Here is a 24953-nt window from a genome sequence, read left to right as displayed (position 1 = left end):
AGGAAGCACTATGAAGTTGACAAGCATTAGCAAAAGTTTGTCCAAGCTCGCGCTGCGCACCTCAGTAGCATTGCCCCTGGTCTTGGCACCAGCACTCAGTGTTACCGTGCTTGAAGCAGCGGGTGTTTCCGCACCTTTCGCCTCTGCCCAGGCGCAGGAGCAAAAAAAGCCCAGCAACCAGAAGAGCCGCAAAGTACCGGCTATGCGCGAAGCCGCGTATAAAAAGTTGGAGAAAGCCCAGGAAGCTGCTGATGCAGAAGATTGGGCGGGCGCTTTAGTTGCACTTCAAGAGATGGATGCGAGTAAGAAACGGTACAACGGCTATGAGATAGCTCAGATGTACAATTTCTTCGGTGTGGTTTACTACAGTACCGAGCGCTACAAAGAGGCCATTCCCTACTTTAAGAAAGTGCTAAACCAGGGCGAAAAAAACCTGCCGGTTGCACTTGAAGTGGGAACCTTGTTTACCCTTGCGCAGCTCTACTTTGTTACCGAGGATTACAAGCAGGCGATTAATTACCTGAATAAGTGGTTTAAGGTTTCTGACCGTATAACTGCCGACTCTTATGCATTGCGTGCCCAGGCCTATAATCAGGTTGGTAATAAGAGCAAAGCACTGGCGGATATCAATATTGCGGTATCCATGTATGAGAAAGAAGGCAAGGTGCCCAAGGAAGGTTGGTACGGTCTTCAGCAGTACGTGTACTTTGAGCGCAATGACTATAAAAAAGTAGCCGGCGTTCTGGAGAAATTGGTACAGCACTATCCCAAGCCTGTGTACTACAAAACACTGGCGGCTATGTATGGCGAGCTGAAGCGAGAAAAAGATCAGCTGCATATGATGGAAGCCGCTTATCTGGCAGGTGCGCTGGAGAAGGATCGGGACCTGTTGAACATGGGTTATCTCTTTATGGGGCACGAAATGCCTTATAAAGGTGCCAAGGTGATTGCCAAAGGTATCCAAGAGAAGAAGATCCCTCGTACAGCCAAGAACCTGGAAACACTTGCTCAGGCGTATCAGATGGCTCAGGAGCTGCAAAAAGCGATTCCCCAGCTGGAAGCTGCAGCTCAATTGTCTGATAAGGGGGATATCTACTCGCGTCTGGCCGGTATCTATCTGGACTTAGACCAGAATGAGAAGGCCGTATCTATGGGCAAAAAGGCCCTACAAAAAGGCAAGATCAAGCGTGTTGACACCCTGCATGTGGTAATGGGGATGGCCAATGCCAACCTGAAGCGCTATGACGCGGCAATAAAAAGTCTTAGAGAAGCCTCGAAAGATGAGCGCTCTGAGAAGTTTGCCAAGCAGTGGATGGAATTTGTCAAGGGTGAGCAGGAGAGGGAAAAGCAATTAGCAATTTAATCGCTTAGTTACTTTTCAATCCCAGAAAAGCCGTACAGAGATGTGCGGCTTTTTTTATGCCTCTGTTTCCTCTTTCTGTAATATTAAATGTTGCTATAACCTGTATTTACGAACTATTTGCATTTTTTCGTGAATTGGCTAATGATTAAAGTCAGCTGATCAGCTTTTTCCATTTCGGCATTCAGATGCCTTTTACGCACCCTAATAACAATAGGAGAGGTGTTATGGATAGAGCTTGCACGCCATTTTCCAGCCCCGATTTTTTCCCTACCCACCTGCTTGCTGGTTATGCTAAAGGCTTGGCCTACGCAGCCCTGATTACTCTCGGTTTGATTTTTGCAATGAGTCAGTTGATCTCCACAAATTTTGTGGAACCGGTGGCTAAGCCGTTACCGACGATTCAACCTATAGATATGACCGACAAGAAAGTGGTTACCCAGCAAGAGTATCAGGCTCCGCCAAGCCCTCAGGATATTCCGCCACCGCTTGAGCGTACTGAGACGATTAGAAAAGTGGAGACTATAAATACCATCCCAACGATTACTCCTCCGGTTACTGAAACTGGTAATAATCCAGCTATCGTATCGAGAGAGCCTGTGCCTGTTTATAAGGCTACACCGCGTTATCCGAGCACGGCTATACGCAGAGGTATAGAAGGTTATGTAGTTGTGGAGTTTACGATAAGCAAAACCGGTGCGGTGCGCGATGTGCGTGTTGTTGCTGGCTATGACAGCGCCGGCAATCCAACCAATGTATTTAATCGTTCGGCACAGGCTGCGGCAGAGCGGTTTAAATATCAGCCACAAGTGGAAGATGGCCACCCCGTCGAGCGGTATGGTGTTCGCAATCGGATCACCTATAAACTTGCACAATAAAAAAACGGCCCGTTTGGGCCGTTTTCTATTTTCTGTATATCTGCTTAATCAATTTCCCTTACCGCACCGCGATCAGCGCTGGTGGCGAGTAATGCATAGGCTTTTAGGGCCTTGCTGACTTTGCGGGGGCGCTCTTTTTGGGGTTTCCAGCCCTGCTGGCCTAGACTCTCCATTTCCTGGCGGCGATTCTCAAGTTCCTCTTCACTGAGGGCAATCTCAATTTTGCGCGCTGGTATATCGATTCGGATTGGATCGCCATCCTGTACCAGGGCGATATTCCCTCCAGATGCAGCCTCTGGAGAAACGTGGCCGATAGAGAGGCCAGAGGTGCCCCCGGAAAAACGTCCATCGGTAATCAGGGCACAGTGTTCCCCAAGGCCCTTGGATTTTAGGTAGCTGGTGGGGTACAGCATTTCCTGCATACCGGGCCCGCCTTTAGGGCCCTCATAGCGAACAATTACCGCCTGGCCTTTCTGTACTTTACCTTCGAGAATATGGGCAACCGCCTCTTCCTGGCTCTCGACAACATGGGCCGGGCCCTCAAATTGCCACAGTGTCTCGTCCACACCAGAGGTTTTTACTACACAGCCATTAGGGGCCAGGTTGCCGAATAAAACTGCCAGCCCGCCCTCAGCAGAATAAGCGTGCTCGGCTGAGCGAATGCACCCTTGCTGACGATCGGCATCCAGAGTTGGCCAGCGACAGGCCTGGCTAAATGCGGTCTGTGTGGGAATACCTGCGGGACCAGCCCGGTAGAAGTCATGCACCGATTGCTGATCGGTGCGAGAAATATCCCATTGCCTTAGTGCATCCGCTAATGAGCCACCGTAGGCGGTGGGCAGGGAGGCATCAATTAACCCAGCAGATTCCAATTCGCCGAGAATCGCCATTACCCCACCGGCTCGGTGGACGTCCTCCACATGGTACTTCTCTGTGTTAGGTGCGACTTTGCACAGTTGCGGCACCTCGCGGGAGAGTCGATCGATATCCTGTAAGTTGAAGTCGATATCGCCCTCCTCGGCTGCGGCGAGTAGATGCAATATCGTGTTGGTCGAGCCGCCCATGGCGATATCGAGAGCCATGGCATTCATAAAGGCTGCGCGGTTGGCGATATTGCGAGGCAGGGCGCTCTCGTCATTTTCTTCGTAGTAACGCTTGGTCAGCGAGACGATTTCTCGTCCGGCGCGCAGGAACAATTCTTTGCGGTCAGCATGGGTGGCCAACAGGGTGCCGTTGCCTGGCAGTGAGAGGCCCAACGCCTCAGTCAGACAGTTCATGGAGTTGGCGGTGAACATGCCGGAGCAGGAACCGCAGGTGGGGCAGGCAGAGCGCTCGTACTCCGCAACCTCTTCGTCAGAGGCTGTATCTGTGGCGGCGATCACCATGGCATCCACCAGATCGAGCTTGTGGTCGGCCAGTTTGGTCTTGCCAGCCTCCATTGGTCCGCCGGATACAAAAATAACCGGGATATTCAGGCGCAGGGCAGCCATCAGCATGCCCGGAGTGATCTTGTCACAGTTGGATATACATACCAGGGCATCAGCGCAGTGGGCGTTGACCATGTATTCCACCGAGTCGGCGATAATCTCACGGCTGGGTAGGCTGTAGAGCATGCCATCGTGGCCCATGGCGATACCATCGTCTACGGCGATGGTATTGAATTCCTTAGCGACACCGCCGGCTCGCTCGATCTCCCTTGCCACCAGCTGCCCCATATCTTTGAGGTGTACGTGCCCGGGTACAAACTGAGTGAATGAATTGGCGATGGCGATAATCGGCTTGTGGAAATCCGCATCGGTCATACCTGTGGCACGCCACAGGGCTCGGGCACCGGCCATATTGCGTCCGGCGGTGGAGGTACGGGAACGATATCTGGGCATGGTACAAGCATCCGGCTGTGTAAATTAGAGCGTCAGCTTAGCAAAAAAAGCCTATATCTGGGATGTTTTCGCGCAGTGCGGATCCACTGCGCTACTTACTAGGATAGGTATTGCGATAGGAGAGAGTTAAGACGTACCGTCCTGGCCGAGCTGTTTGCGCAGAATGCGTGAATTGCGCTGGATGTTGTACAGGGATTTTCGTGAGGCAGGCAGATCACTTACCCCGACCTGATCAAACCCCTGTTCGATAAACCAGTGTTCGGTTTGGGTGGTGAGCACATAGAGCTCGCGGATATTGACCGCTCGGGCTTGGCGTTCGAGGTGGCGCATCAGCTTAGCGCCGCGCCCACCGCCACGAAAATCTGGGTGGCTTGCCACGCAGGCAATCTCAGCGGCAGAAGTATCGTCGCTGTCGTCTCCAATAGGGTAGAGAGCGGCACAGGCTACGGGTGTACCATCGACCTCCACCAGGGTGAAATGATCTATCTCGGCTTCGAGCTTTTCCCGTGAGCGTCTTACCAAAACGCCCTGCTTCTCCAGTGGGCGAATCAGGCCGAGAATCCCCCCCACATCGGTGATTCGCGCCCGGCGCACCACTTCATAGCTATCCCGGTAGATCATGGTACCGGCGCCCTCACGGCGAAAAAGCTCCTGGATCAGAGAACCATTCTGGCAGTAACTGAGCAGGTGGACCCGGGCTATACCTGAATTGCAGGCCTGAATGGCACACTGCAGGGTTTTGCTCTGTATTCGGGTGGCGGCTTGCTCGGCCTGAACAATACTGAGCTCGTTGATTGGATTACCATCAAGCATCAATTGCGCCGGCTCGCGGAACAGCACCAGTTTCTCGGCTCGCAGGACTCTAGCGGCCTCTGCGGCTAAGTCCAGGTAATTAATATTGAATAGTTCGCCGGTCAAAGAGGTCCCCAGGGGGGATAGTAGCACCAGTGCGCCCTGGTCTAGTGCCTGTTCAATAGTGTTGACTTCCATGCGCCTCACTGTGCCGGTCCAGCCCAGGTCGACACCATCCAGAACGCCGCATGGGCGTGCAGTAACCAGATTTCCAGAAATTACCTTCAGCGCTGAGCGCGCCATGGGGGAGTCGGGGAGCCCCTGGGAAAAGGCCGCTTCGATATCGAAGCGCAATCTGCCCACTGCGGCTTTTATCACTTCCAAGCTTTCCCGGTCGGTAACACGCTTGTTGCCGTGAAAACGGCCCTCAATGCCGCGCTCTTGCAGGGCGCGGTTGACTTGTGCACGGCAGCCATGCACCACTACCAGGCGGACTCCAAGGCTGGCGAGCAGCGCAAGATCGTGGACCAGGTTGCGAAAGTTGCTGTGTTCGAGCCCGTCGCCGGGAATGCCGACTACCAGAGTGCGACCGCGCAGGTCATTGATATAGGGCGCCGCATGGCGGAACCAATTGAGGGAGGCGTTCTCGTCGGTCACTAATACCTTTCCGTCTGTCGATATATTTGCTTGTGTAAGGGGCGGATAAAAATTTAACTGAAGCCAGGCTGGCCTGAATGGTTTAGAGGCAGAAGCGTCCGATCAGGTTGCGCAATATTTTTACCATCGGCTCTATACGATCGAGCTCCAGGTATTCATCCGGTTGGTGAGCCTGATCTATATCACCGGCGCCAAGCACGATAGTGTCAATATTCATGCTCTTCAAGTAGGGGGCTTCAGTGCCGAAGGCGACACTCTGGGCGCTGTAACCGGTGAGCTTTTCCGCAACCTTGACCAACTCAGAATTAGGATCCTGTTCGAAGGGTTCGGTACCGGGAAACAGAGAAACCATATCGAGATGAATTCTACTGTTGTCGATACATGCCTGCAGCCTTGTATTTAACTCACGGCGCAATTCCAGCAGTGACATACCGGGTAGTGGGCGTACGTCAAACTGTAATTCCGCATGGCCGCAAATTCGGTTGGGGTTGTCACCACCGTGGATGCAGCCAAGGTTGAGGGTAGGTACGGGGACGACAAATCCGGGGTTATTGTACTTTTCCTGCCACTCCCCGCGCAGACGTAATAACTCCCCAATAACCAAGTGCATAGCCTCCAGGGCGTTGGCACCGAGGCTAGGATTGGAGGAGTGCCCCGATTGTCCCGTGATACGCACGGCCTCCATCATCACACCCTTGTGCATGCGAACCGGGCGCAAGCCAGTCGGCTCGCCAATTACCGCGTAGCGTCCTTGCGGTCGCCCTGCTTTGACCAACTCTCTGGCGCCGGTCATTGAGGTCTCTTCATCGGCGGTAGCGAGAATGGTCAGGGGCTGGCGCAGAGGTTTATCGATAAAGCTACGGGCGGCTTCGATGGCCAGTGGGAAAAAGCTTTTCATATCACTGGTGCCCAAGCCATAGAGGCGATTGTCGCGCTCCTGCAGGATGAACGGGTCTGAATGCCAGCGCCCATCGTCGAAGGGAACCGTGTCGGTGTGTCCGGAAAGGATCAGGCCGCCTTCAGCGCCCTCATGTGCGCCGAGGGTGGCAATCAAGTTGGCTTTATTCGTGCTGTCTGGCAGGGGCATCAATTCCACGGTGAACCCTAGGGTATCGAGCCAGTCTGCGAGTTTTTCCACCACCGGGCGGTTGCCCATGTCCAGCGCTGGATCGGTGGCGCTGACACTGGGGCAGGCGATTAATTGTCGAAGCTGGGTCTTTAACTCAGGTACTGCGATAGGCGCCATGGGAATTGTCCCCTATTTTGTTGCGTCGCTCGTTGAGGATAACCGCCAGTGCGATTGCGCATCCACCCAGAGCGAGTCTGGGAATATCCGCATCGCGGTTCCAGATTAACAGGTTTACCAGTAGGCCGGCGGGTACCAGGGCATTGTTCATAGCCGCGAGAGTCGCCGCGGAGACTAGGGTGGCGCCCTTATTCCAGAGGAAATAACCGAGGCCGGAGGCCACAAGGCCGAGCCACAACAATACTCCCCATTGGGTTAGGGTTTGTGGATACCTGGGCTCGCCCAAAAAAGCCCATGCGCATACCGTAATGACTGCCGCACCTAGAAAAAACCAGCCAAATGTCTGCCTGGGCGGGAGAGATTGATCCCGCTGCATAAATTGCTTGTAAGCAACCTGGCCGACGGCAAAACACAGGTTGGCCCCCTGAACCACGGCAAAGCCTAACCAGTAATCGCCACTAGGGGAGTCCCAGCGGATAATGGCCGCCCCGCAGACTGCCAGCATTGCGATGGCCAAATTCCACAGTGATAGGCGTCGCTCAATCAGATCATAAAGCAGTGCAATGTATAGAGGGGTAAATATGGTAAACAGCAGCACCTCAGGCACACTCAGCAGCAGGAATGACTGATAGTAAAAAAGGTACATGGCCCCCAGCTGTAAGGCACCAATGGCCATTAGAACAATGGCGTCGCGAGCACTAGAGCGTCGCCACTTTAACAGGGGCAGAAATACCAGAGCGGCCAATAAAACCCGAGTCATCGCCGAGAAATAACTGTCGACCTGACCGGCGAGGTAAACTCCGATCAGGCTGAAAGAAAAGGCCCAGAGCAGGGTGACAAGGATCAATAAAGGCATGGGAATGCTTTCTCGGGAACGGATGATATGCGGCAAATAGCTAGTGGCTGGTGAGTATTGCGCGGGAGAAGAATAAATGGAAGGGGTTGCCACTTACTGCGATGAGTAGCGTTCAATGAAGCTTGCTCAATCGAAAATGGGGGACAAAAACATCGCCCTCACCGTTTGGAATGGCTGTCATATACTACGATGCGCCCGGCTGTTATTGCGGGCAACTTGGTTGCCCCAACGCAGTAGGTTTACATTGCAGTCGTTGCGGTCGATCAGCACTTCGATCAGGCACAGGCCACTACGCTTCTTGGCCTCAGTGATTGCCTGATCCAGCTCGCCCTGGGTGGTGACCCTACACCCCCAGGCGTTGCCTTCCCCTGCACTAAAAGTCTCGATCAGCTTGGCGTAATCCCAATTCTTAATCGTGTTATAGGGGCCATCGTGGATCTCCACCTCAATGGTATAACCACCATTGTTGATCAGGAAAATAACCGGGTTAACCCCGTAGCGAATCATGGTGGATATTTCCTGGGCAGTGAGCTGGAAGGAGCCGTCGCCAATGCAGGAGATCAGGCGCCCTTTGCTCATTCCGAGGGCGTAGCCGAGGCTGGCTCCCACAGACCAGCCGATGCTTCCATATTGCATCTGAATCTCAAACTGTGCTCCCTCGGGCAATGAAAGCTCCATACCGTTAAACCAGGAGTCCCCAGTCTCCACCAGTAAGGTACTTTTGCGATCGAGCAGCTTCTGTATTCGTGCGAACAGTTGTCTAGTGGTGAGTGGTGTGTCGGGTTTACCGGGTTTGGGGATATGTTTAGGGCTGCTCACCCTGTGGTAGGCCTTCAAGGCCCCATCGTTTGCACTTAGTTGTCCTACAAGGGCATTTAGCAGATCCCTCATATGCACATTGCTGTAGCAGGTGTCCCCCAGTTGAACAGAAGTAGGTTGCACCAGGATGGCTTTATCACCCTGAAAACACAGCTGATGGCCCGTTGTTGTGTAATCGGTAAACAGGGGACCTGCAAATAATAGAGCATCTGCTGTATCCACAATCTCACTGCATCCAGGGGTGCTCACAGGGCCCCAATAGATACCCATAAAGCTCTCAAGGGTCTCGGGAAGTAGACCCTTGGCATCGGGCATTGAGGCGAGACCATATTTACAGCTATGGGCCAGATCACACAGGGCTTTTTGCGCACTGGCTGCACGCACCCTGCTGCCAGCAATTAAAACCGGGCGCTCGGCACCATTTAAGAAATCGACGATATGCTTCACAGCGGCGGCGAGGGAGTCGGGATCGCTGGTAGGGCGTCGGGCAAAGCCGCGCGGAATTGGCGCCGAGGTTGGGGCATTGGCGACATTGGCGGCGACCTCTATATACACTGGTTTGCGCCGCAACATGGCGGTGTCCAGTGCGCGATCTATAGCGGCCGGTGCCAGTTTGGGGTGGTGGATGATTACGGTCTCGGCGGTGACGTAAGAGTACATCTCGCGCTGATAGCTGTAGCTCACTTCGCCCAGAGTGTGGTGCAGGTACTCCCACTCGGCTTCCGAATTGGTATTTGGACCCCCGGAAATGGCAATCAGAGGGAGATCCTCCGCATAGGCCCCTGCGACTGCGTTGATCATGCTGAGCCCGCCAACAGAAAATGTGACCACGGCTGCGGCGGGTCCCTGGGTTGCCCGAGCGTAGCCGTCAGCGGCATAACCTGCATTCAGCTCATTGCAGCAACTGATCATCTTCAGGTCTGGCTCCAGCAGTAGCTGGTCGAGCAATACCAGATTGTAATCGCCAGGCAGGGCAAAATAGTGGCGAATACCCACATCCTTCAAGCGCTGTGCCAGGTAGGTGCCAACGGTCCAATGTGTAGTGTCACGTGTCGTCATGTGGCGATATTCATTCTCAGCCGGTGATCGCTACTCGGCGGGCGGGACGGTTTCGGATAGATCTGGGACAGCTTAGTTCAGTTTCTGAGAGGGTGATGAGGGGGCGATGAGGGGGGGGCTCTGGCCAGGTAGCAGAACAAGAGCGGTTCGCTTGAAATAAAAAAGGGAAGCTGAGCTTCCCTTTTTGATGGATATTGCGCAGCCGCAATTAGCCAAACAATCCCTTGAAGAAGTAGAAGAACAGGATTGCAATTCCAGCGCCAGCGGGCAGGGTAACTACCCAGGAAGCGGCGATGGTGGTAATCATACGCAGGTTCAGCGCACCGATGCCACGGGCTAGGCCAACACCCAGTACCGCGCCCACCAGGGTATGGGTGGTGGAGATGGGCAGGCCGGTGCCGGAGGCCATAACCACGGTAGCAGCGGCGCCGAGTTCTGCAGCAAAGCCGCGGCTGGGCGTTAGCTCAGTAATTTTACGGCCAATAGTCGCCATTACTTTAAAGCCATAGGTGGCCAGGCCCACCACAATACCCAGGCCCCCAAGCAACAGAATCCATGAAGGCATGGTTGCCTTGGCGGTTACCGCACCCACTTGGATGGTGTTGACTACCGCCGCTAGTGGACCAACGGCATTGGCCACGTCGTTAGAACCATGGGCGAAGGCCATGGCACAGGCGGTGAAAATCATCAGGATAGCGAAGACACGCTCCACATTGGCAAAGCGGTTTTCTGCTTCGATGGAGGTGTCACGCTTGATACGCTTGAGCATGGTGACGCCAACGCCTGCGACCAACAGACCTACAATCGCGGCAATACCGGCGTCCTGCAGGAAACTGAGCTTGATATCTGCGTCTTTGAGAACGTGCTTCAGACCCTTGGTCAGGGTCACCATAGCGATCATCCAGCCCACGGCGAACATATAAAAAGGAATGTAGCGCTTGGCGTTGGCAAATGGATCCTCGGTATCGAGGATCAGGCGTTGCACGCTGCGGAACAGCAGGAAGGAAATAGTACCTGCCAGCAGCGGGGAGACTACCCAGCTCGCTACAATGCTACCCACCTTGCCCCAGGCCACCGCATCGGGGGAGATACCCACTGCGGAGAAACCGACAATAGCGCCGACAATGGAGTGGGTGGTGGATACCGGCCAGCCGAGGATACTGGCCACCAGTAGCCAGGTGCCGGCGGCGAGTAGGGCGGACAACATGCCGTAGACGAGCAGTTCGGGCTGCGAGGCAAAGATTTCAGAATCGATAATGCCTTTGCGGATTGTGGCGGTTACCTCACCACCGGCTAAATAGGCGCCCGCAAACTCGAAAATCATGGCGATGACAATCGCCTGTTTGATAGTCAGTGCTCGCGAGCCGACTGAAGTGCCCATGGCGTTGGCGACATCGTTGGCACCAACACCCCAGGCCATAAAAAAGCCCGCGACACAGGCCAATATCAACAGAATATGGCCATATTGACTAAGAATTTCCACGTTGAACCCCCTAACGTGCCAACAACAACTGCAAACGGTTACCCACGCTGTGGGCGCGATCGGCCAGTTCGCCGATCCATTCAATTACCCGGTAGAGGAACATCACATCCACCGGTGGTAGGTCTTTTTCAATAGTGAACAGCGAGGCGCGAATTTCGACTTCCAATTTATCCGACTTACGCTCCAGTTCATCCAGCTCTTCGGTCATACGCTTGGCGATGGTCACCTCGCGCCCGGCAAAGCCGCTCTCCAGCAACTCATCCAGTTCATTGATCGCGCGCAGGGCCTGGGCGGAAGTGGCCACGGCGCTCTCTACAAAAGTGGTCATCAGAGACTGCAGACTCTCAGGGACCTGCATTTTTCTACCGACCGCCAGCCCGGCAATATCCTGCGCTGTGTTGGCCACTTCGTCTTGGGCGTGCAGCAGCTCCAGCAGGTCGGAGCGGGAGACAGGCATAAACAGGCTGTCTGGCAGGTGCAGACGCAGGTCTCTCTTGATGTCATCGGCGCGATTCTCTGCTGCAGAGATACGCAATTGAATCTGCTCCGCTTCTTTCAGGTCGCCTTTGATGAGGGCGTCGAAGAAGGGGATCAGGTCGGCTGAAGCCTCGTGGGCCGTAGCCATATGCTTCTCGATCGGCTTGATCGGTGAGCGGCCAAACAAATTGGCAATATTCGACAGGGCCATGGTTAGCTCCATTGCTCAGGGTGCGAAACGGCGGCATGGTACCCCAATCGGAGCCACTTCGGTATTAGTGCGTTAACGATGCACTGTCGGCTTCGATTGATAGGGCTACAATGCGTCGTCATATGAGAATAAGGGGGCATGCCGATGACAGAGAGTAGAGCGGCGGACAGGTTGCTGGATTTGCGTGGATTACTGGAGGACCTCGTTGCCCAGGGCTACGTGAGCAGGCTGGATGCGAACCGTATTGTGGGTACTCCGCGCACTGCGGAGCAGGCACAGATGCATCCGCTCAGCTATATCGCCAGCTGCGATCTGGCCAGCCAGAAGAGCCCAGGCACTTTACTGGGCGACGAGCTACTCAGTGCCTGGCTGGCGGAGTGTGCAGACCACCCCCTCTATCATATCGACCCGCTCAAAGTGAATGTGAGCGCGGTAACCGAGGTAATGAGTTTCCAGTTCGCCAAGCGCCACCAGATTTTGTGTGTCGAGGCTGGTGCAGAAGAGTTAACCGTTGCCACGGCCCAGCCTTTCACCCACGGTTGGGAGGAGCAGCTGGAACATACCAGTGGGCGTCGGGTGCGGCGGGTGGTGGCTGACCCTGCAGATATCAAGCGTTACTGTGTGGAGTTTTACTCCCTGGCGAATTCCATTTCTGGCGCCAGTGGACTGCAGGGTACCTCTGCGGCGAATAATTTTGAGCAGCTGCTGGAGTTGGGCAGCCTTAAAGACCCGGAGGCCAATGACCAGCATATCGTTAATATCGTCGACTGGTTGTTACAGCACGCTTTCGATCAACGCGCCAGTGATATTCACATCGAGCCGCGGCGTCAGGTGGGGCGTATTCGTTTTCGTATCGATGGGGTGCTTCATCCGATCCATGAACTGCCCGATCAGGTCAATGCGGCGGTAACCAGTCGTCTAAAAATCCTTGGACGAATGAATGTGGCGGAGAAGCGCAAACCTCAGGACGGCCGCATAAAAACCAAACGGCCCGATGGCAGCGAGGTGGAGCTTCGCCTCTCCACTCTGCCCACCGCCTTTGGCGAGAAGCTGGTGATGCGTATTTTCGATCCCGAGGTACTGGCGCGCTCTTACAGTGACCTGGGGCTCTCCGGCACCGATTTGGCCCGCTGGCAGACGATGCTGGCGCGGCCCAACGGCATTGTGCTGGTTACGGGCCCTACCGGCTCGGGTAAGACCACTACCCTATATACCGGCCTCAAGCAGCTCGCCACCAGTGCAGTGAATGTCTCTACCGTGGAAGATCCTATCGAGATGGTGGAGGAGAGTTTTAATCAGACTCAGGTCCACCATTCTATCGGCTTCGATTTTGCCGCGGGCATCCGTACCCTGATGCGCCAGGACCCGGATATCATCATGGTGGGGGAGATTCGCGATCTGGAAACCGCGCAGATGGCGGTACAGGCAGCGCTCACCGGCCATTTGGTGATCTCCACTCTACACACCAACGATGCTCCCACGGCGGTTACTCGTCTGTTAGATTTGGGATTGCCTCACTACCTGCTTAAGTCCACCATCCTCGGTGTTATGGCCCAGCGCCTGGTGCGGACTCTCTGTCCTTCGTGCAAACGTGAAGGCACAATCAATGAGGCGGATTGGCATTCCCTGGTTCGCCCATGGAAAGCGCCTCTACCCGAAAAAGTGTATGCCCCCGAGGGCTGCCTGGAATGTCGTAACACTGGCTACAAGGGCCGCCAGGGGATCTATGAAATCCTACCGTTTAGCGAAGCGGTGCAGACCATCGTCACCCCCGATTGCGACCTACAACAGCTGCGTCGCCAGGCTATGCGCGAGGGTATGAACAGTCTGCGTCTGTCGGGGGCCAAGAAGGTGGCTACTGGCCTGACTACGGTGGCGGAAGTATTGCGTGTGGCACCGCCTCCGGATATCGCTTTTTAATTGGGCCCAAATTCCCCAAGTAGTTTGAGTTTAAAAATTGTGGGGCGGGAGAGCTGCCCCTGCAGAATTCCACTTTTGGAAATAAGGATCGATTTCCCATGATTGATAGCGCCATCTGCCCCGAACCCCTGCGCCTGCAACTGCAGAGTCTGTGGCAAGACTGGCGCGAGGCGGCGGGCCCGGCATTGGCGGCTGAGGCAGAGGCGTTGCTACAAGAGAAAGCGCTTGGGTTGGCACTGGCACGCAGTTTTATCGGTTCTGAGTTCTTTTATCGACAGTGCTGCCGCCAACCGGATTTCCTCTTGGAACTACTGCAACAGGATGATCTGGGCCTGCAATTGCCTTGCTTTGATAGCGATGAAACTTTAGATCTGGCCCTGCGTCAGCTGCGCAACCGAGCGACCGCCGAGGTTATTTTCCGAGACTTTGCCGGCCAGTGGGATATTCCCAGGGCCTGCCTGCGTCTCAGCGAGCTGGCAGAGCTCGCTATTAGCACGGCTTTGCAGTGGCACCACCGCCAGCTGGCACAGCGTTATGGTGAGCCCCGGGATAAAAGCGGGAGGGCTCAGTCTTTGGTGGTGCTGGGTATGGGTAAGCTGGGCGCGCGCGAGCTGAATCTCTCCTCGGATATCGATCTGATCTTCGCCTATCCCGACCCCGGTCATACCGATGGCGATCAATGTGTGGAAAACCAGAAGTTTTTCCAGCGCTTGGGTCAGCGTCTGATTAAATCCCTGGATGCCATCACGGCGGAGGGCTTCGTGTTTCGTGTGGATATGCGCTTGCGCCCCTATGGTGACAGCGGCCCATTGGTGAGCCATTTTGCCGCTCTGGAAGATTATTATCAGACCCAGGGGCGCGAGTGGGAGCGTTACGCCATGGTCAAGGCGCGTCCGGTGGCCGGCGATCAAAGCGTTGCCGCCGAGTTGATGGAGCTGTTGCGGCCATTCACTTACCGTCGCTATATTGATTTCAGTGCTATTGATGCCTTGCGCGAGATGAAAGCGCTGATTCAGCGACAGGTACGCGCCCGTGGGTTGATTGACAATATCAAGCTGGGGCGCGGAGGTATTCGCGAACTGGAGTTTATCGTGCAGGCTTTCCAGTTGATCCGCGGTGGACGTGTGCCGGCGTTGCGAGAGCGCAATTTGTTAACAATCCTGCCTTTGCTGGAAGCTGACGGCCATGTGGAACCTGGTGTCGCCGATGAGTTGGGCAACTGCTACCTGCTGCTGCGTCGGGTGGAGCACGCCTTGCAGGCTTATAAAGACCAGCAGACCCAAGCGCTGCCGCAGGACCCAGCAGAACGCGAGCGGCTCGCATTCGCCCTAGGTCGCGACAACTGGGATCAGTTGTCCAGGGAATTGGCTGCCGTTCGCAATGTGGTGGAGCGAGAGTTCGACACGGTTATTGCACCGCCGGAGGAGATTGCCGAGCCCCATGTGGCGGAAGAGTGGCAGGGATTGTGGAGTAGCTGTGGCGATGAGAGTAGTGAAGAGATCAATCTGCAGACCCTGGAGAATGCAGGTTTCAGTCCGGCGCCGGAGGCTCTGGAGTTGCTGCGGGATCTCAATCACTCTCCAATGGTAGTGGCACTGCCAGCATCTTCGCGTGAGCGCCTGGATCACTTTATGCCCTTGTTGCTGGCCGCAGCCAGTTTGCAGGAAAGACCATTGTTGGTGCTCGGTCGGGTACTCCCCCTGGTGCGCTCAGTGTTGCGCCGCAGCGCTTACCTGGTGCTTATCAATGAGAACCCCCCAGTACTCAGCCAGCTGGTACAACTGTGCAGTGCCAGCCCACGAATCGCCGAGCAGCTGGCGCGTCACCCCATCCTGTTGGATGAACTACTGGATTCTCGCCGCCTGCTGGCACCGGCCACGGCTGAAGATATTGCCGATGAGCTTCGCCGCGAACTGTTGCGTGTCGATCCAGCAGATCTGGAGCTGCAGATGGAAACACTGCGCTATTTCAAGCAGAGCCAGAGTCTGCGTATTGCCGCTCAAGAGGTCAGCGGGGCATTACCGCTGATGAAGGTAAGCGACTCTCTCACCTGGCTGGCGGAAGGCATATTGCAGCAGTCACTCAGCCTAGCCTGGGCGCAAATGGTGGATAAATATGGACAGCCGGCCGGCGCCACAGCTGAAGATATGCACTTTGCCATTGTCGCCTACGGTAAGCTTGGGGGGCTGGAATTATCCCACGGCTCCGATTTGGATATTGTTTTTGTGCACGATGCGGACTCCCAGCTTGCTACCGACGGCGCAACCAGTATCGACAATTTGCGCTTCTATACCCGCCTTGCGCAGCGCCTGATTCATATCCTGCAAACCCGTACCCTGAGCGGACCGCTGTATGAGGTGGATACCCGTTTGCGCCCTTCGGGCAATTCGGGCCTGTTGGTCACCTCAATGAAAGCCTTTGAAAAATACCAGCGCGAGAGTGCTTGGACCTGGGAGCATCAAGCGTTGGTGCGCGCCCGCCCGGTTGCGGGTAGCGAACAGCTCTGCAAGGACTTTGAGGCCCTGCGCCTGAAATTGCTTTGCGAGCCCAGAAATGAGGGGAAATTGCGCGAGGAAGTGGTAGGGATGCGCGATAAAATGCGCTCTCACCTGGATAAAAGCAATGATCAAAATTTCGACCTCAAGCACGGCCCGGGCGGTATTGTCGATATTGAATTTTTGGTTCAATATGCTGCTCTGGCCTGGGCGCAAACTGCGCCCTCGATCGTGCGATACACCGATAACATTCGCATTCTCGAAAGTCTGAATGACGCGGGCCTGATGCCGGCCAAACAGGTCGAGCATCTGATCGACGCCTACAAAGCCTACCGATCTGAAGGTCATCGCCTGGCACTACAACAACTGCCAGGGACAGTGAGCGATGACCGTTTCACAGCGGAAAGAAAGACCGTTCTAACAAACTGGCAGCAATTACTCGGTTAAAACCGGCTTGGTCCTGCTGCCCGATTAAACTGTTTTTCAGGATTAGTGGGAGTTGCCCTATGTCTTTTGCCGACCGCGATGGCGTTATCTGGTTTGACGGTGAGTTGGTTCCCTGGCGCGATGCGCGTGTGCACGTCCTAACCCATACCCTGCACTATGGCATGGGTGTTTTTGAGGGAGTGCGCGCTTATGAAACCGATCGCGGAGCCAGTATCTTTCGCCTGCAGGATCATACCCGTCGTTTATTTCGCTCCGCGAAGATCATGAATATCCCTATGCCCTATGAAGCGGATGAGCTGAATGAGGCTCAGCGTCTTGTAGTCAGGGAAAATAATCTCCAGCACGCCTATTTGCGCCCAATGGTGTTTTACGGCTCTGAGGGGATGGGGTTGCGTGCAGAGGGGCTTAGTACCCACGTAATCGTCGCCTCCTGGGAGTGGCCCAGCTATATGAGCCCAGAGGCATTGGAGCGTGGCATCAAGGTCAATACGTCCTCTTATACTCGTCACCACGTCAACATCAGCATGTGCAAGGCGAAGGCCAACGGTAATTACATCAACTCAATGCTGGCCCTGCAGGAGGCGATTCGCAACGGTTGCGAAGAGGCGTTATTGCTTGATCCAGAGGGCTATGTGGCCGAGGGCAGTGGGGAAAACTTTTTCATCGTCAGGGATGGGATTATTTATACCCCGGAGCTGACCTCCTGCTTGGATGGCATTACCCGGGATACGGTGATTGAGTTGGCTAGGGAGTGCGGTTACCGGTTGGTGGAGAAGCGTATTACACGCGATGAGGTTTATATCGCCGATGAGGCCTTTTTTACGGGTACCGCCGCAGAGGTGCTGCCTATCAGTATGCTCGATGGTCGCTCCATCGGCAGTGGTCGCCGCGGCCCAATCACCGGTCGTTTGCAGGGACTTTATTTTGATGTAGTACACGGTCGCAGTACCGCGCACCGGGGTTGGCTGAGTGATGTAGATGACACCGGCCTTCATGACACAAGCCATATTGCTGTAGCCTAACTCACCAGATTTGGGCTAAGTTCAGATCCTCCCAATTTCAGGTGGAGGGCACTTTAAAGTGCCTTCCCTGACCAGTCTCCAGGGGAAAGTAGTACCCTGCCTGTTGTTCTCGTAGAATGCTCAAGTAAATTATCCCTCTGTACTCAATAGGTGTCTGCCCATTGCAGACTTGGTGTGAATCGAAAGCGTTGCATAGCGAATTCAATCTTTACCCCTGTTTAATGGGGTGCTGGTAAATAAGTCATTAAGGGCTGTGGGAGTTATTGGTGTTACCAATTAAAAACTTTGCGAAGGATTGGAAAGGCATTTTTGCTCAATTTTGGCAGCGCAATGAGCTGATCGATGTATCTACAAACTTGCAAATGCTAGGAGGCGCTCTGCTGCTTTTATATGCAGCACTATTTCCTTTGGGGAGCGATTTTGCAGATACCGCTAAAACTCTATTTATTGTTCTTACTTTTTGGGTACTTTTTACCCGTGGAAGAAACTGGCTCAACTCACCAGTCGGATGGTTCTTCGCTGCTGCTTTATTAGTTCAGATGTTGTCCTGGGCTGGTATGTTAATGGCATACCCAGAATGGGCCGAGTCTTCCCCGAAATTCCACCGCCTGGGGCAGTGGTTTGTATTCGCTGCCATAGCCTGCTGGTTGGGCGGCAGTACTCGCAATACTTTAATTCTCTGGTTGACGGCACTACTTGCTCTGCTTTTGGCACCCTGGGTAGCGGGAGGGGGATTTGCTGAGTGGATAGATGGAGCTAGGGGGCAGCGAGTCGAATTTGGTTTCCATAATGCCCAGCATACCGCCATTCTTTTTGGTGTTGCACTGTTGGGCCTAGCCGTTTTCTCTCGTCGCTTATTTAGGTATACAGGACTGTTATCCATATCGAGCTTAGCCTGGGCTGTTGCTGTTGGTATATGTGCTCTGGCCGTGCTTTATTCACAGACTCGTGCGATTTGGTTTGCTTTGGCCGTATCTCTCTTCACTCTCTTAATCGTTTGTGTGTTTATAGTTCTTCGCCAGCAGGGTAAGGGAGTTTGGTTGCGTTTAATCGCTTGGGGGACGGTCATCGGTGTGGCCATGGTCGCCCTTTGGGTGAAAGTTGGGGATGTGGTGAGCAAGCGCCTCGGGCTCGAGAGGAACACCGTTGATGCTTTGCTTTCAGGTAATCTTGATTCGATTCCCTATTCTAGTATCGGTGTCAGGATCCATAGTTGGCATGCTGCGATGAATTGGATAGCTGAGCGCCCATTGCTTGGCTGGGGCGGTAAAGGTCGACGTCTCGTTATTCAAAATCTGCAAGGTATGCCATCGGAGTTCAAAAATACTATTGGGCATCTACACAATAGTTATCTTGATTTACTGGTGAACTATGGAGTTCTGGGCGCGTTGGTATGGGGAGTCCTTAACTGCTGGGTATTCATATTGGCTTATAAAAGCTGGCGCAGGGGTGTTTTACCTGGCGACTTCTTCTTATTTTATATCGGTTTTATGATTCTCTGGCTGATTGCGAATTGCTTTGAATCCTATCTTTTTTACTCCAGTGGCCATTTTATTTTTGGCATAGTGGTTGCTGGTATTGCTACCCATATTTTTCGCTGCAGGAGTGAATTTAGGCCTGAACCTGGCCGGAATCTCTAAGAGAGAACCTGAGGGGCTAAGCCCCTCAATGCCTTGTAGGGCACTTATACTTTCGGGCGTCCCACACAATAATAGTCCATGCCGCTCTCGGCCATGTGTTGGGGTTCATAGAGGTTACGGCCATCAAAAATAACCGGATTAGTTAACGCCTTGGTAACGGCCTTAGCATCAATGGCCTTAAATTGCTGCCACTCGGTAGCGATAATCAGGGCATCTGCCCCAGACAACGCAACTTCCTTAGTGCCACAGAGTTGCATGTCTTCGCGCACACCGTATATCCGTTGGCACTCCTCCATTGCCTGAGGATCAAAGGCTTGAACCTTTGCACCGAGCTGCCAGAGTTGTTCCATCAAGGTACGGCTGGGCGCTTCGCGCATGTCATCGGTATTGGGTTTAAAGGCAAGCCCCCACAAAGCAAAGGTTTTTCCTTTCAGGTCCTCGCCAAAATGCTCTGTGATTTTTTGTAGCAGGTAGCTTTTCTGGGTTTGGTTACGCTCCTCCACAGCATTCAAAATACCTGGGGATACCCCCATTTGAGTTGCTGTAGAAATTAATGCTTTCACATCTTTCGGAAAGCATGAACCACCGTAACCGATACCGGCGTAGATAAACTGGTAGCCAATGCGGGGGTCAGAGCCAATACCCTGGCGTACCTGCTCGATGTCTGCGCCCACATGATCGGCGATTTGTGCCATCTCATTCATAAAACTGATTTTGGTGGCCAGCATGCAGTTAGCTGCGTATTTGGCCAGCTCCGCACTGCGAACATCCATGGTGATGATTTTTTCATGGTTTCGGTTAAATGGCGCATAGAGCTGACGCAGTGCATTCTCTGCGGAGGTGCTGCGAGTACCAATAATGATGCGATCTGGTCGCATGCAATCGCTCACTGCAGAGCCTTCTTTAAGGAATTCTGGATTTGAAACGACTTCGAAAGGGATATCTTCGGCATTACGTGTAGCCAGTCGATCAGCAATGGCCCTACTAACTAAATCTGCAGTACCCACGGGGACTGTAGATTTATTGACGATCACCTTGGTTTCGCTCATATAAGTGGCGATAGATTCGGCCACTGCCAGCACATGGCGAAGGTCGGCTGAGCCGTCTTCGTCAGGAGGGGTTCCGACGGCGATAAAGATGACTTCCCCGTGCTCTACGCCCTGTGATGCATCAGTGCTGAAATTCAGCGTTCTATTTTTTAAGTTGCGCTCAATCAGCGGGGATAGGCCAGGTTCATAGATGGGGATGATCCCTTTTTTCAGATCTTCGACTTTCTTCTCATCGATATCAATGCACAAAATATTGTGGCCAACTTCAGCCAAAACTGCGGCCTGAACCAAGCCGACGTAACCGCTGCCAAATACCGTTACATTCATGAGTATCCCATTACCTGTCACTGGAGGGGCTTTGCCGCCCAAAAATATGCGCGCTAGTGTACCAGATATTGCCCCTAGGCCTTGGGGCGCAATTGGCATATCCCATGCTCTTATATTCGCCGACAAGTGGGCAATAAGCTATGCTTGCGGCCTTTTACTGGCAGGGGTTCATTGGCTTTGCAGCTGAAGGTATGGCGTTTTCTCGATGGTAACCGGGCGCATGAGAAACAGAGTGCGGCGCTGGTTTGTGGCCTGGGTAAAAGTTTTGCTGGGCAGGTACAGAGTTTTGATATCCCTGCAGAGTTGAGCGCTTCGCGCATTTTCATGGGGCGGGCACAACAACTCGATCAGCTGCCTAAACCGGATTTCCTAATTGGAACCGGCCGCAAGAGCCGTATGCCGATGTTGGCCGCGCGCCGCCGTTACGGTGGTCGCGCAGTGTCGATAAATCTGCCGCAGCTACCTTTTAGCTGGTTTGATTTTGCGATTGTGCCGGAGCACGATCGGCCACCACCTCTGGAGAACATTATCCTAAGCCAGGGTGCCCTAACGGAGCCTCTACCCGATATTGGTCCTCAGGCTGGAAAGGGGTTAATTTTGCTCGGTGGACCGAGTAAACACTACTCCTGGGATCTTCAGGCTATCCGGGCACAGATAGAGCCATTGATAAGACAACCTCTTGATTGGCAGATTTCCAATAGCCGCCGAACGCCAGGGAGTACATTGGAAGCCTTGTCCGAGGGCAATGCCCGCTTTATCGATTGGCGCTCATGTCCTCCCGGTTGGATTCAGGAGCAGATGGCCACGACTGAGCAGATTTGGGTGAGCGAAGATAGTGTTTCCATGCTGTTTGAGTCCTTACAGAGCCGCGCGAGGGTGGGGGTAATTCGGGTTCCCGGCCGGGATAAGTCCAATAAGGTCCGAGCTGCGGTGCAGAGGTTGATCGATCAGGGGGTCGTCAGTGAACACCTGGAAGAAGTGTTAGCGCAGCCGCCTCGCCAGCCTCTGGATCAGTACCTTTTATGTGCCAGGGCACTATTGCGCCGTTGTGGGCTATTGGCCAATTAGCCTTTCAGGCCGCGGGCTTCAAACTTTCGCCAGGGTATCTTCTTGTCGGAGACTTCCCATTCCACGCGCAACCACATACGTTGGATACGGCGGTGGATATAACGCCTGGCAAAGAAACTGGAAAATTTCGGTAGTGGCAGGAACGAGGCGCAGCCCAGGCCATCGATAAGATAAATCTGCAAACGCCCGTTTTCTCGGCGTAAGACTAGGTTGTGCGCGATCAGGTTTTTGGTCAGTACACCGTATTCCAAGAGCCAACTGGCAAACTCTTGTAGTGCAATACGCACCTCTTCATCCAGGCCGTGTTTGTTTAAATATTGGCGTAGGGTAGGTGCCGGAGTTCCGCTTTCATCTAAGATCATATCGGTCACTGCGGCGGGGCCGAGGCTGGTCTGCTGGATTCCATACCAGCGGGGTAGGTGCTGCCACAGTCCGGCGCTACCCCGTTGAAGGGCACTTTGGCTATAGCCCTCCTGCTCACGTAAGTTATCGTCAAAGCTATCCAGGCCGCGTCCACGCTTATACCAGGGGGCCCTATCCAATAGTATTTGAGTGCGTCCAGGGCGCATCACTTTGACGCACAAGTGAGGCTCCTGCGGATGCTGATAGCAAAAGCGATTGCCTCCACTGGCGAAGGGTTCACGATTGTTCAAATCTATCATGGCGCCATATTTCTCTTATTGTTGTTAAGCATAGTGCGATAGATTTCCATGGTGTGGGCGGCTTGTCGCTCTAAGGTAAAGGCTTCTGTGAGCTGGGGTCTTTGTTGAGGAGTGTCTAGTATCTCCAGGGTCTTCTTGAGGAGCATTTGTCGGTCCCCTTTATTGACCAGTCCCCGTGGGAAGCAGGCTTGCAGGGATTCAGCCGGGCCGCCGATATCATAACCAATAATCGGTGTGCCTATTGCGGCGGCCTCGATAACGGTGCGGCCAAATGGCTCCGGGCGTTGTGAGAGATTGAAAACCAAATCGGACTGCTTGTACCAGTAGCGAATATCAGAGCGATGCCCAACAAAGCTGACACGATCCTCTATCCCCAGATTTCGTACTTTTTCTTTTAGTTCTTCTTCGTAATGGGCTTTATTCGCTTCGCTGCCACCGAGGATTACTCCATGAATATGGGGGTCTAAGGGGACGAGTTTAGCAATTAGCTCAATAAAATCTTCCTGACCTTTCCAGCGGGTCAAGCGTCCCGGCAATAACAACCAGCGTTTCCCTTGGAGCTGTGGAAACTCCTTACAAGTCCGCTCCATCCAGTCAGCTGGGAGACAAATTTGGGGGTGAAACTCTTTGGTATCGACCCCGCGATAGACAATCTGAGGGGGCCTCTGTAGGTCATTAGGGTAGTTCTCCAGCAGGTAATCGTTTACGCACTGTGAGATAGCGATAACCTGCTCGGTTTTTGCCATGATCGCACTGTAGCGGTTGGTCGAGTAGAGCCCGTGCGCTGTGCTCAGCAGCCGGGGACGTTTGTCCACGGGCATTTTTTTCCAGGCCAGGTAAGTAAGCCAGGCGGGCACCCGGGAGCGAACGTGCAAGATATCTGCATTTAATTTCTGCAGCAGATTACGCAAAGGGCGCACTTGTAGCAGGCTGGTGAGGGACTTTTTATGGATTGGCAGGGTGATATGCTGTGAGCCTTCATGCTGTAGCTGCTCCACCATACGGCCGCCACTGGAAATGACAATGGATTCATGGCCGGCATGGACCAGTGCACGGGCAAAATCCAGGGTTCCCCGCTCAACTCCGCCCGAGTTTAAGGCGGGCAGTAGTTGCACAACTTTCAAGTGACCAGCTCCGAGTGACCAAGAAGAAAATGTTCTGCCAATGATATGATGGCCAGGTTTTGGCTTCCTGGCAGGGATCTCATTATATGCAGTGAAGCCTGAACCAGTACAGCTGGTGGTACGCCTTACCAGTATTTGTTTTCTCCCCGTGAAGCACTTTTGTCGATGCGAGTTCTGTATAACGTTATTTTTCGAGCGGCGATGCCACTTATTTTGCTGCGTCTGTGGTGGCGTGGCCGCAGCCAGCCCGAGTATCGGCTGCGCCTGGCTGAGCGCCTGGGAAAAGTGCCGAAGCGCCTTAGTTCTGCGCCTTTACTCTGGGTGCACTCAGTGTCTGTGGGGGAAACGCTGGCGGCGATACCGGTGATTACCCAGCTGGCGGCTCGCTACCCTCAGTGGCAGTGGCTGGTGACGACGAGCACCCCCACAGGTTCTGAGCGGGTGACTGAGGCGCTGCGCCCTATTCTTGGCGGCCGTTTACTGCATTACTACCTGCCTTACGACCTGCCAGAGTGTCTGACGCCATTCCTGCAGGCTTTACGTCCGAATATGCTTGTCATTGTGGAAACTGAATTGTGGCCGAATCTCCTGCACTTTTGCAGAAAGCGCAATATACCGACGCTGCTGGCCAACGCCCGGCTCAGCGAGAAATCTGCGCGCGGCTATGGAAAGTTTCCAAGATTTACCCAATCAATGCTGGCAAATCTGGATAAGGTCGTCGCTCAGTATGATGTGGATGCTCAACGCTTTGTAGAGTTGGGCTTGCCGGCGCCGCGGGTGCTGGCCAGTGGCAATATCAAGTTCGATCTGGATATCGGTTTAGGGTTGGTCAGTGAGGCCCAGGCCCTGGCCCACCAGTGGCGTGGATCTGAGGGGCGCAAGGTGTGGCTGGCTGCCAGTACCCATGCCGGTGAGGATGAAATTATTCTGGATGCCTATCGGGCATTGCTAAAGACCAGTGAAAATTTGCTGTTGGTGTTGGTTCCCCGACACCCACAGCGCTTTGAAAGTGTTGCACGGCTCTGTCAGGAAAGGGGCTTCCAGGTGGTTAGGCGCAGTGAAGGGCGGGCGCCATCTGTCTGTGATCAAATACTCCTGGGGGATACGATGGGAGAGCTGCTGCGCTTCTTTGGCGCGAGTGATATGGCCTTTGTGGGTGGCAGCCTGGTTCCTGTGGGCGGACACAATATGATTGAGCCAGCAGCCTGGGGGGTCCCGGTGGTATGCGGGCCTTTCCTGCATAACTTTTCCACCGTTGCCCAATTGCTAAAGGACGCTGGCGGCATGGTGATTGCCGAAGATGCAGTGAGCATAGCTGAACAGCTGGATCTTTGGTTGAAAAATGATCGCCAACGTATGGCTGCAGGGCAGAATGCCAGAGTGGTGGCACAGGAAAATAGTGGCGCTTTAGGACGTCTGCTGGATGAAATTGAGAGTCTGATGCCTGATTTGAAAGATCAGTGAGTGGATCAGAGTCCACT

Annotated in this window: 18 protein-coding genes; 8 read left to right on the top strand and 10 right to left on the bottom strand. The window is 54.0% G+C overall.

Translation table 11 applies throughout. From position 1 onward, the window contains the following. Positions 1 to 10: 10 nt before the first annotated feature. Complete coding sequence (locus tag ACJJJA_RS21165; RefSeq protein ID WP_444903305.1) at positions 11 to 1363, top strand: tetratricopeptide repeat protein; 1353 nt, start codon at positions 11 to 13, stop codon at positions 1361 to 1363. A 224-nt stretch (positions 1364 to 1587) separates the two neighbouring features. After that, positions 1588 to 2238 carry a TonB family protein gene (locus ACJJJA_RS21160; protein WP_444903304.1) on the top strand — a complete coding sequence of 217 codons (651 nt, stop codon included), beginning with the start codon at positions 1588 to 1590 and terminating at the stop codon, positions 2236 to 2238. Between the two features lie 44 nt (positions 2239 to 2282). Here the strand turns inward: ACJJJA_RS21160 and ilvD are convergent, their stop codons facing one another. From ilvD to ACJJJA_RS21125, 7 genes are all read right to left on the bottom strand, one after another. Then, positions 2283 to 4118, bottom strand: coding sequence for a dihydroxy-acid dehydratase (ilvD, locus tag ACJJJA_RS21155; RefSeq protein ID WP_444899644.1), 1836 nt, complete (start codon positions 4116 to 4118; stop codon positions 2283 to 2285). Positions 4119 to 4244: 126 nt separating this feature from the next. Further along, on the bottom strand, positions 4245 to 5567 hold the full coding sequence (gene argA, locus ACJJJA_RS21150) for an amino-acid N-acetyltransferase (RefSeq protein WP_444899645.1): 1323 nt from the start codon (positions 5565 to 5567) through the stop codon (positions 4245 to 4247). Between the two features lie 82 nt (positions 5568 to 5649). Continuing rightward, complete coding sequence (argE, locus tag ACJJJA_RS21145; protein ID WP_444887387.1) at positions 5650 to 6813, bottom strand: acetylornithine deacetylase; 1164 nt, start codon at positions 6811 to 6813, stop codon at positions 5650 to 5652. Continuing rightward, on the bottom strand, positions 6791 to 7669 hold the full coding sequence (locus tag ACJJJA_RS21140; RefSeq protein WP_444903303.1) for a carboxylate/amino acid/amine transporter: 879 nt from the start codon (positions 7667 to 7669) through the stop codon (positions 6791 to 6793). The genes argE and ACJJJA_RS21140 overlap by 23 nt, the downstream gene beginning before the upstream one ends. Before the next feature lie 177 nt (positions 7670 to 7846). After that, positions 7847 to 9547: a thiamine pyrophosphate-binding protein gene (locus tag ACJJJA_RS21135; RefSeq protein ID WP_444903302.1), complete on the bottom strand. Its 1701-nt coding sequence runs from the start codon at positions 9545 to 9547 to the stop codon at positions 7847 to 7849. A 208-nt stretch (positions 9548 to 9755) separates the two neighbouring features. Next, positions 9756 to 11030: an inorganic phosphate transporter gene (locus ACJJJA_RS21130; RefSeq protein WP_252083562.1), complete on the bottom strand. Its 1275-nt coding sequence runs from the start codon at positions 11028 to 11030 to the stop codon at positions 9756 to 9758. 10 nt (positions 11031 to 11040) lie between these two features. Beyond that, on the bottom strand, positions 11041 to 11718 hold the full coding sequence (locus ACJJJA_RS21125; protein ID WP_444887384.1) for a TIGR00153 family protein: 678 nt from the start codon (positions 11716 to 11718) through the stop codon (positions 11041 to 11043). A gap of 144 nt (positions 11719 to 11862) precedes the next feature. Here ACJJJA_RS21125 and tfpB point away from each other — a divergent pair, with 144 nt between their 5' ends. The 4 genes from tfpB (at position 11863) to ACJJJA_RS21105 (ending at position 19242) form a co-directional block, all read left to right on the top strand. After that, the gene (tfpB, locus tag ACJJJA_RS21120; RefSeq protein ID WP_444903301.1) at positions 11863 to 13638 is read left to right on the top strand and encodes a type IV pilus assembly ATPase TfpB; all 1776 of its coding nucleotides are present in this window, start codon (positions 11863 to 11865) and stop codon (positions 13636 to 13638) included. Between the two features lie 98 nt (positions 13639 to 13736). Next, a complete protein-coding gene (gene glnE, locus ACJJJA_RS21115; protein ID WP_444903300.1) occupies positions 13737 to 16580 on the top strand; it encodes a bifunctional [glutamate--ammonia ligase]-adenylyl-L-tyrosine phosphorylase/[glutamate--ammonia-ligase] adenylyltransferase in 2844 nt (947 codons plus the stop codon). 59 nt (positions 16581 to 16639) lie between these two features. Beyond that, a complete protein-coding gene (locus ACJJJA_RS21110; protein WP_444899651.1) occupies positions 16640 to 17602 on the top strand; it encodes a branched-chain amino acid transaminase in 963 nt (320 codons plus the stop codon). A 266-nt stretch (positions 17603 to 17868) separates the two neighbouring features. Beyond that, on the top strand, positions 17869 to 19242 hold the full coding sequence (locus ACJJJA_RS21105) for an O-antigen ligase family protein (protein ID WP_444903299.1): 1374 nt from the start codon (positions 17869 to 17871) through the stop codon (positions 19240 to 19242). Between the two features lie 44 nt (positions 19243 to 19286). Here ACJJJA_RS21105 and ACJJJA_RS21100 read toward each other — a convergent pair whose 3' ends face one another. Continuing rightward, entirely contained in the window at positions 19287 to 20618 is a 1332-nt protein-coding gene (locus ACJJJA_RS21100; protein WP_444882970.1) for a UDP-glucose dehydrogenase family protein, read from the bottom strand. A gap of 177 nt (positions 20619 to 20795) precedes the next feature. Here ACJJJA_RS21100 and ACJJJA_RS21095 point away from each other — a divergent pair, with 177 nt between their 5' ends. Further along, entirely contained in the window at positions 20796 to 21686 is an 891-nt protein-coding gene (locus ACJJJA_RS21095) for an ELM1/GtrOC1 family putative glycosyltransferase (RefSeq protein ID WP_444903298.1), read from the top strand. Here ACJJJA_RS21095 and ACJJJA_RS21090 read toward each other — a convergent pair. Both ACJJJA_RS21090 and ACJJJA_RS21085 read right to left on the bottom strand, forming a co-directional pair. After that, on the bottom strand, positions 21683 to 22348 hold the full coding sequence (locus ACJJJA_RS21090) for a YrbL family protein (protein ID WP_444887377.1): 666 nt from the start codon (positions 22346 to 22348) through the stop codon (positions 21683 to 21685). The genes ACJJJA_RS21095 and ACJJJA_RS21090 overlap by 4 nt on opposite strands. Continuing rightward, a complete protein-coding gene (locus ACJJJA_RS21085) occupies positions 22345 to 23463 on the bottom strand; it encodes a glycosyltransferase family 4 protein (protein ID WP_444888951.1) in 1119 nt (372 codons plus the stop codon). The genes ACJJJA_RS21090 and ACJJJA_RS21085 overlap by 4 nt, the downstream gene beginning before the upstream one ends. A 174-nt stretch (positions 23464 to 23637) precedes the next feature. Here ACJJJA_RS21085 and waaA point away from each other — a divergent pair, with 174 nt between their 5' ends. Next, positions 23638 to 24936: a lipid IV(A) 3-deoxy-D-manno-octulosonic acid transferase gene (gene waaA / locus ACJJJA_RS21080; RefSeq protein ID WP_444905269.1), complete on the top strand. Its 1299-nt coding sequence runs from the start codon at positions 23638 to 23640 to the stop codon at positions 24934 to 24936. Positions 24937 to 24953 lie beyond the last annotated feature (17 nt).

The organism is Microbulbifer mixtoriginis (SeqCode) (genome assembly GCF_052466865.1).
Note: the sequence above shows the minus strand (reverse complement) of the source record. Positions and strands in the feature narration are given on the sequence as shown.

Coding starts and splice junctions, on each gene's coding strand:
- ACJJJA_RS21160 (WP_444903304.1), top strand. CDS start 1,588: ATGGATAGAGCTTGCACGCCATTTTCCAGCCCCGATTTTTTCCCTACC.
- ilvD (WP_444899644.1), bottom strand. CDS start 4,118: ATGCCCAGATATCGTTCCCGTACCTCCACCGCCGGACGCAATATGGCC.
- ACJJJA_RS21165 (WP_444903305.1), top strand. CDS start 11: ATGAAGTTGACAAGCATTAGCAAAAGTTTGTCCAAGCTCGCGCTGCGC.
- ACJJJA_RS21090 (WP_444887377.1), bottom strand. CDS start 22,348: ATGATAGATTTGAACAATCGTGAACCCTTCGCCAGTGGAGGCAATCGC.
- ACJJJA_RS21110 (WP_444899651.1), top strand. CDS start 16,640: ATGTCTTTTGCCGACCGCGATGGCGTTATCTGGTTTGACGGTGAGTTG.
- argE (WP_444887387.1), bottom strand. CDS start 6,813: ATGGCGCCTATCGCAGTACCTGAGTTAAAGACCCAGCTTCGACAATTA.
- ACJJJA_RS21140 (WP_444903303.1), bottom strand. CDS start 7,669: ATGCCTTTATTGATCCTTGTCACCCTGCTCTGGGCCTTTTCTTTCAGC.
- ACJJJA_RS21125 (WP_444887384.1), bottom strand. CDS start 11,718: ATGGCCCTGTCGAATATTGCCAATTTGTTTGGCCGCTCACCGATCAAG.
- waaA (WP_444905269.1), top strand. CDS start 23,638: ATGCGAGTTCTGTATAACGTTATTTTTCGAGCGGCGATGCCACTTATT.
- glnE (WP_444903300.1), top strand. CDS start 13,737: ATGATTGATAGCGCCATCTGCCCCGAACCCCTGCGCCTGCAACTGCAG.
- ACJJJA_RS21100 (WP_444882970.1), bottom strand. CDS start 20,618: ATGAATGTAACGGTATTTGGCAGCGGTTACGTCGGCTTGGTTCAGGCC.
- ACJJJA_RS21135 (WP_444903302.1), bottom strand. CDS start 9,547: ATGACGACACGTGACACTACACATTGGACCGTTGGCACCTACCTGGCA.
- tfpB (WP_444903301.1), top strand. CDS start 11,863: ATGACAGAGAGTAGAGCGGCGGACAGGTTGCTGGATTTGCGTGGATTA.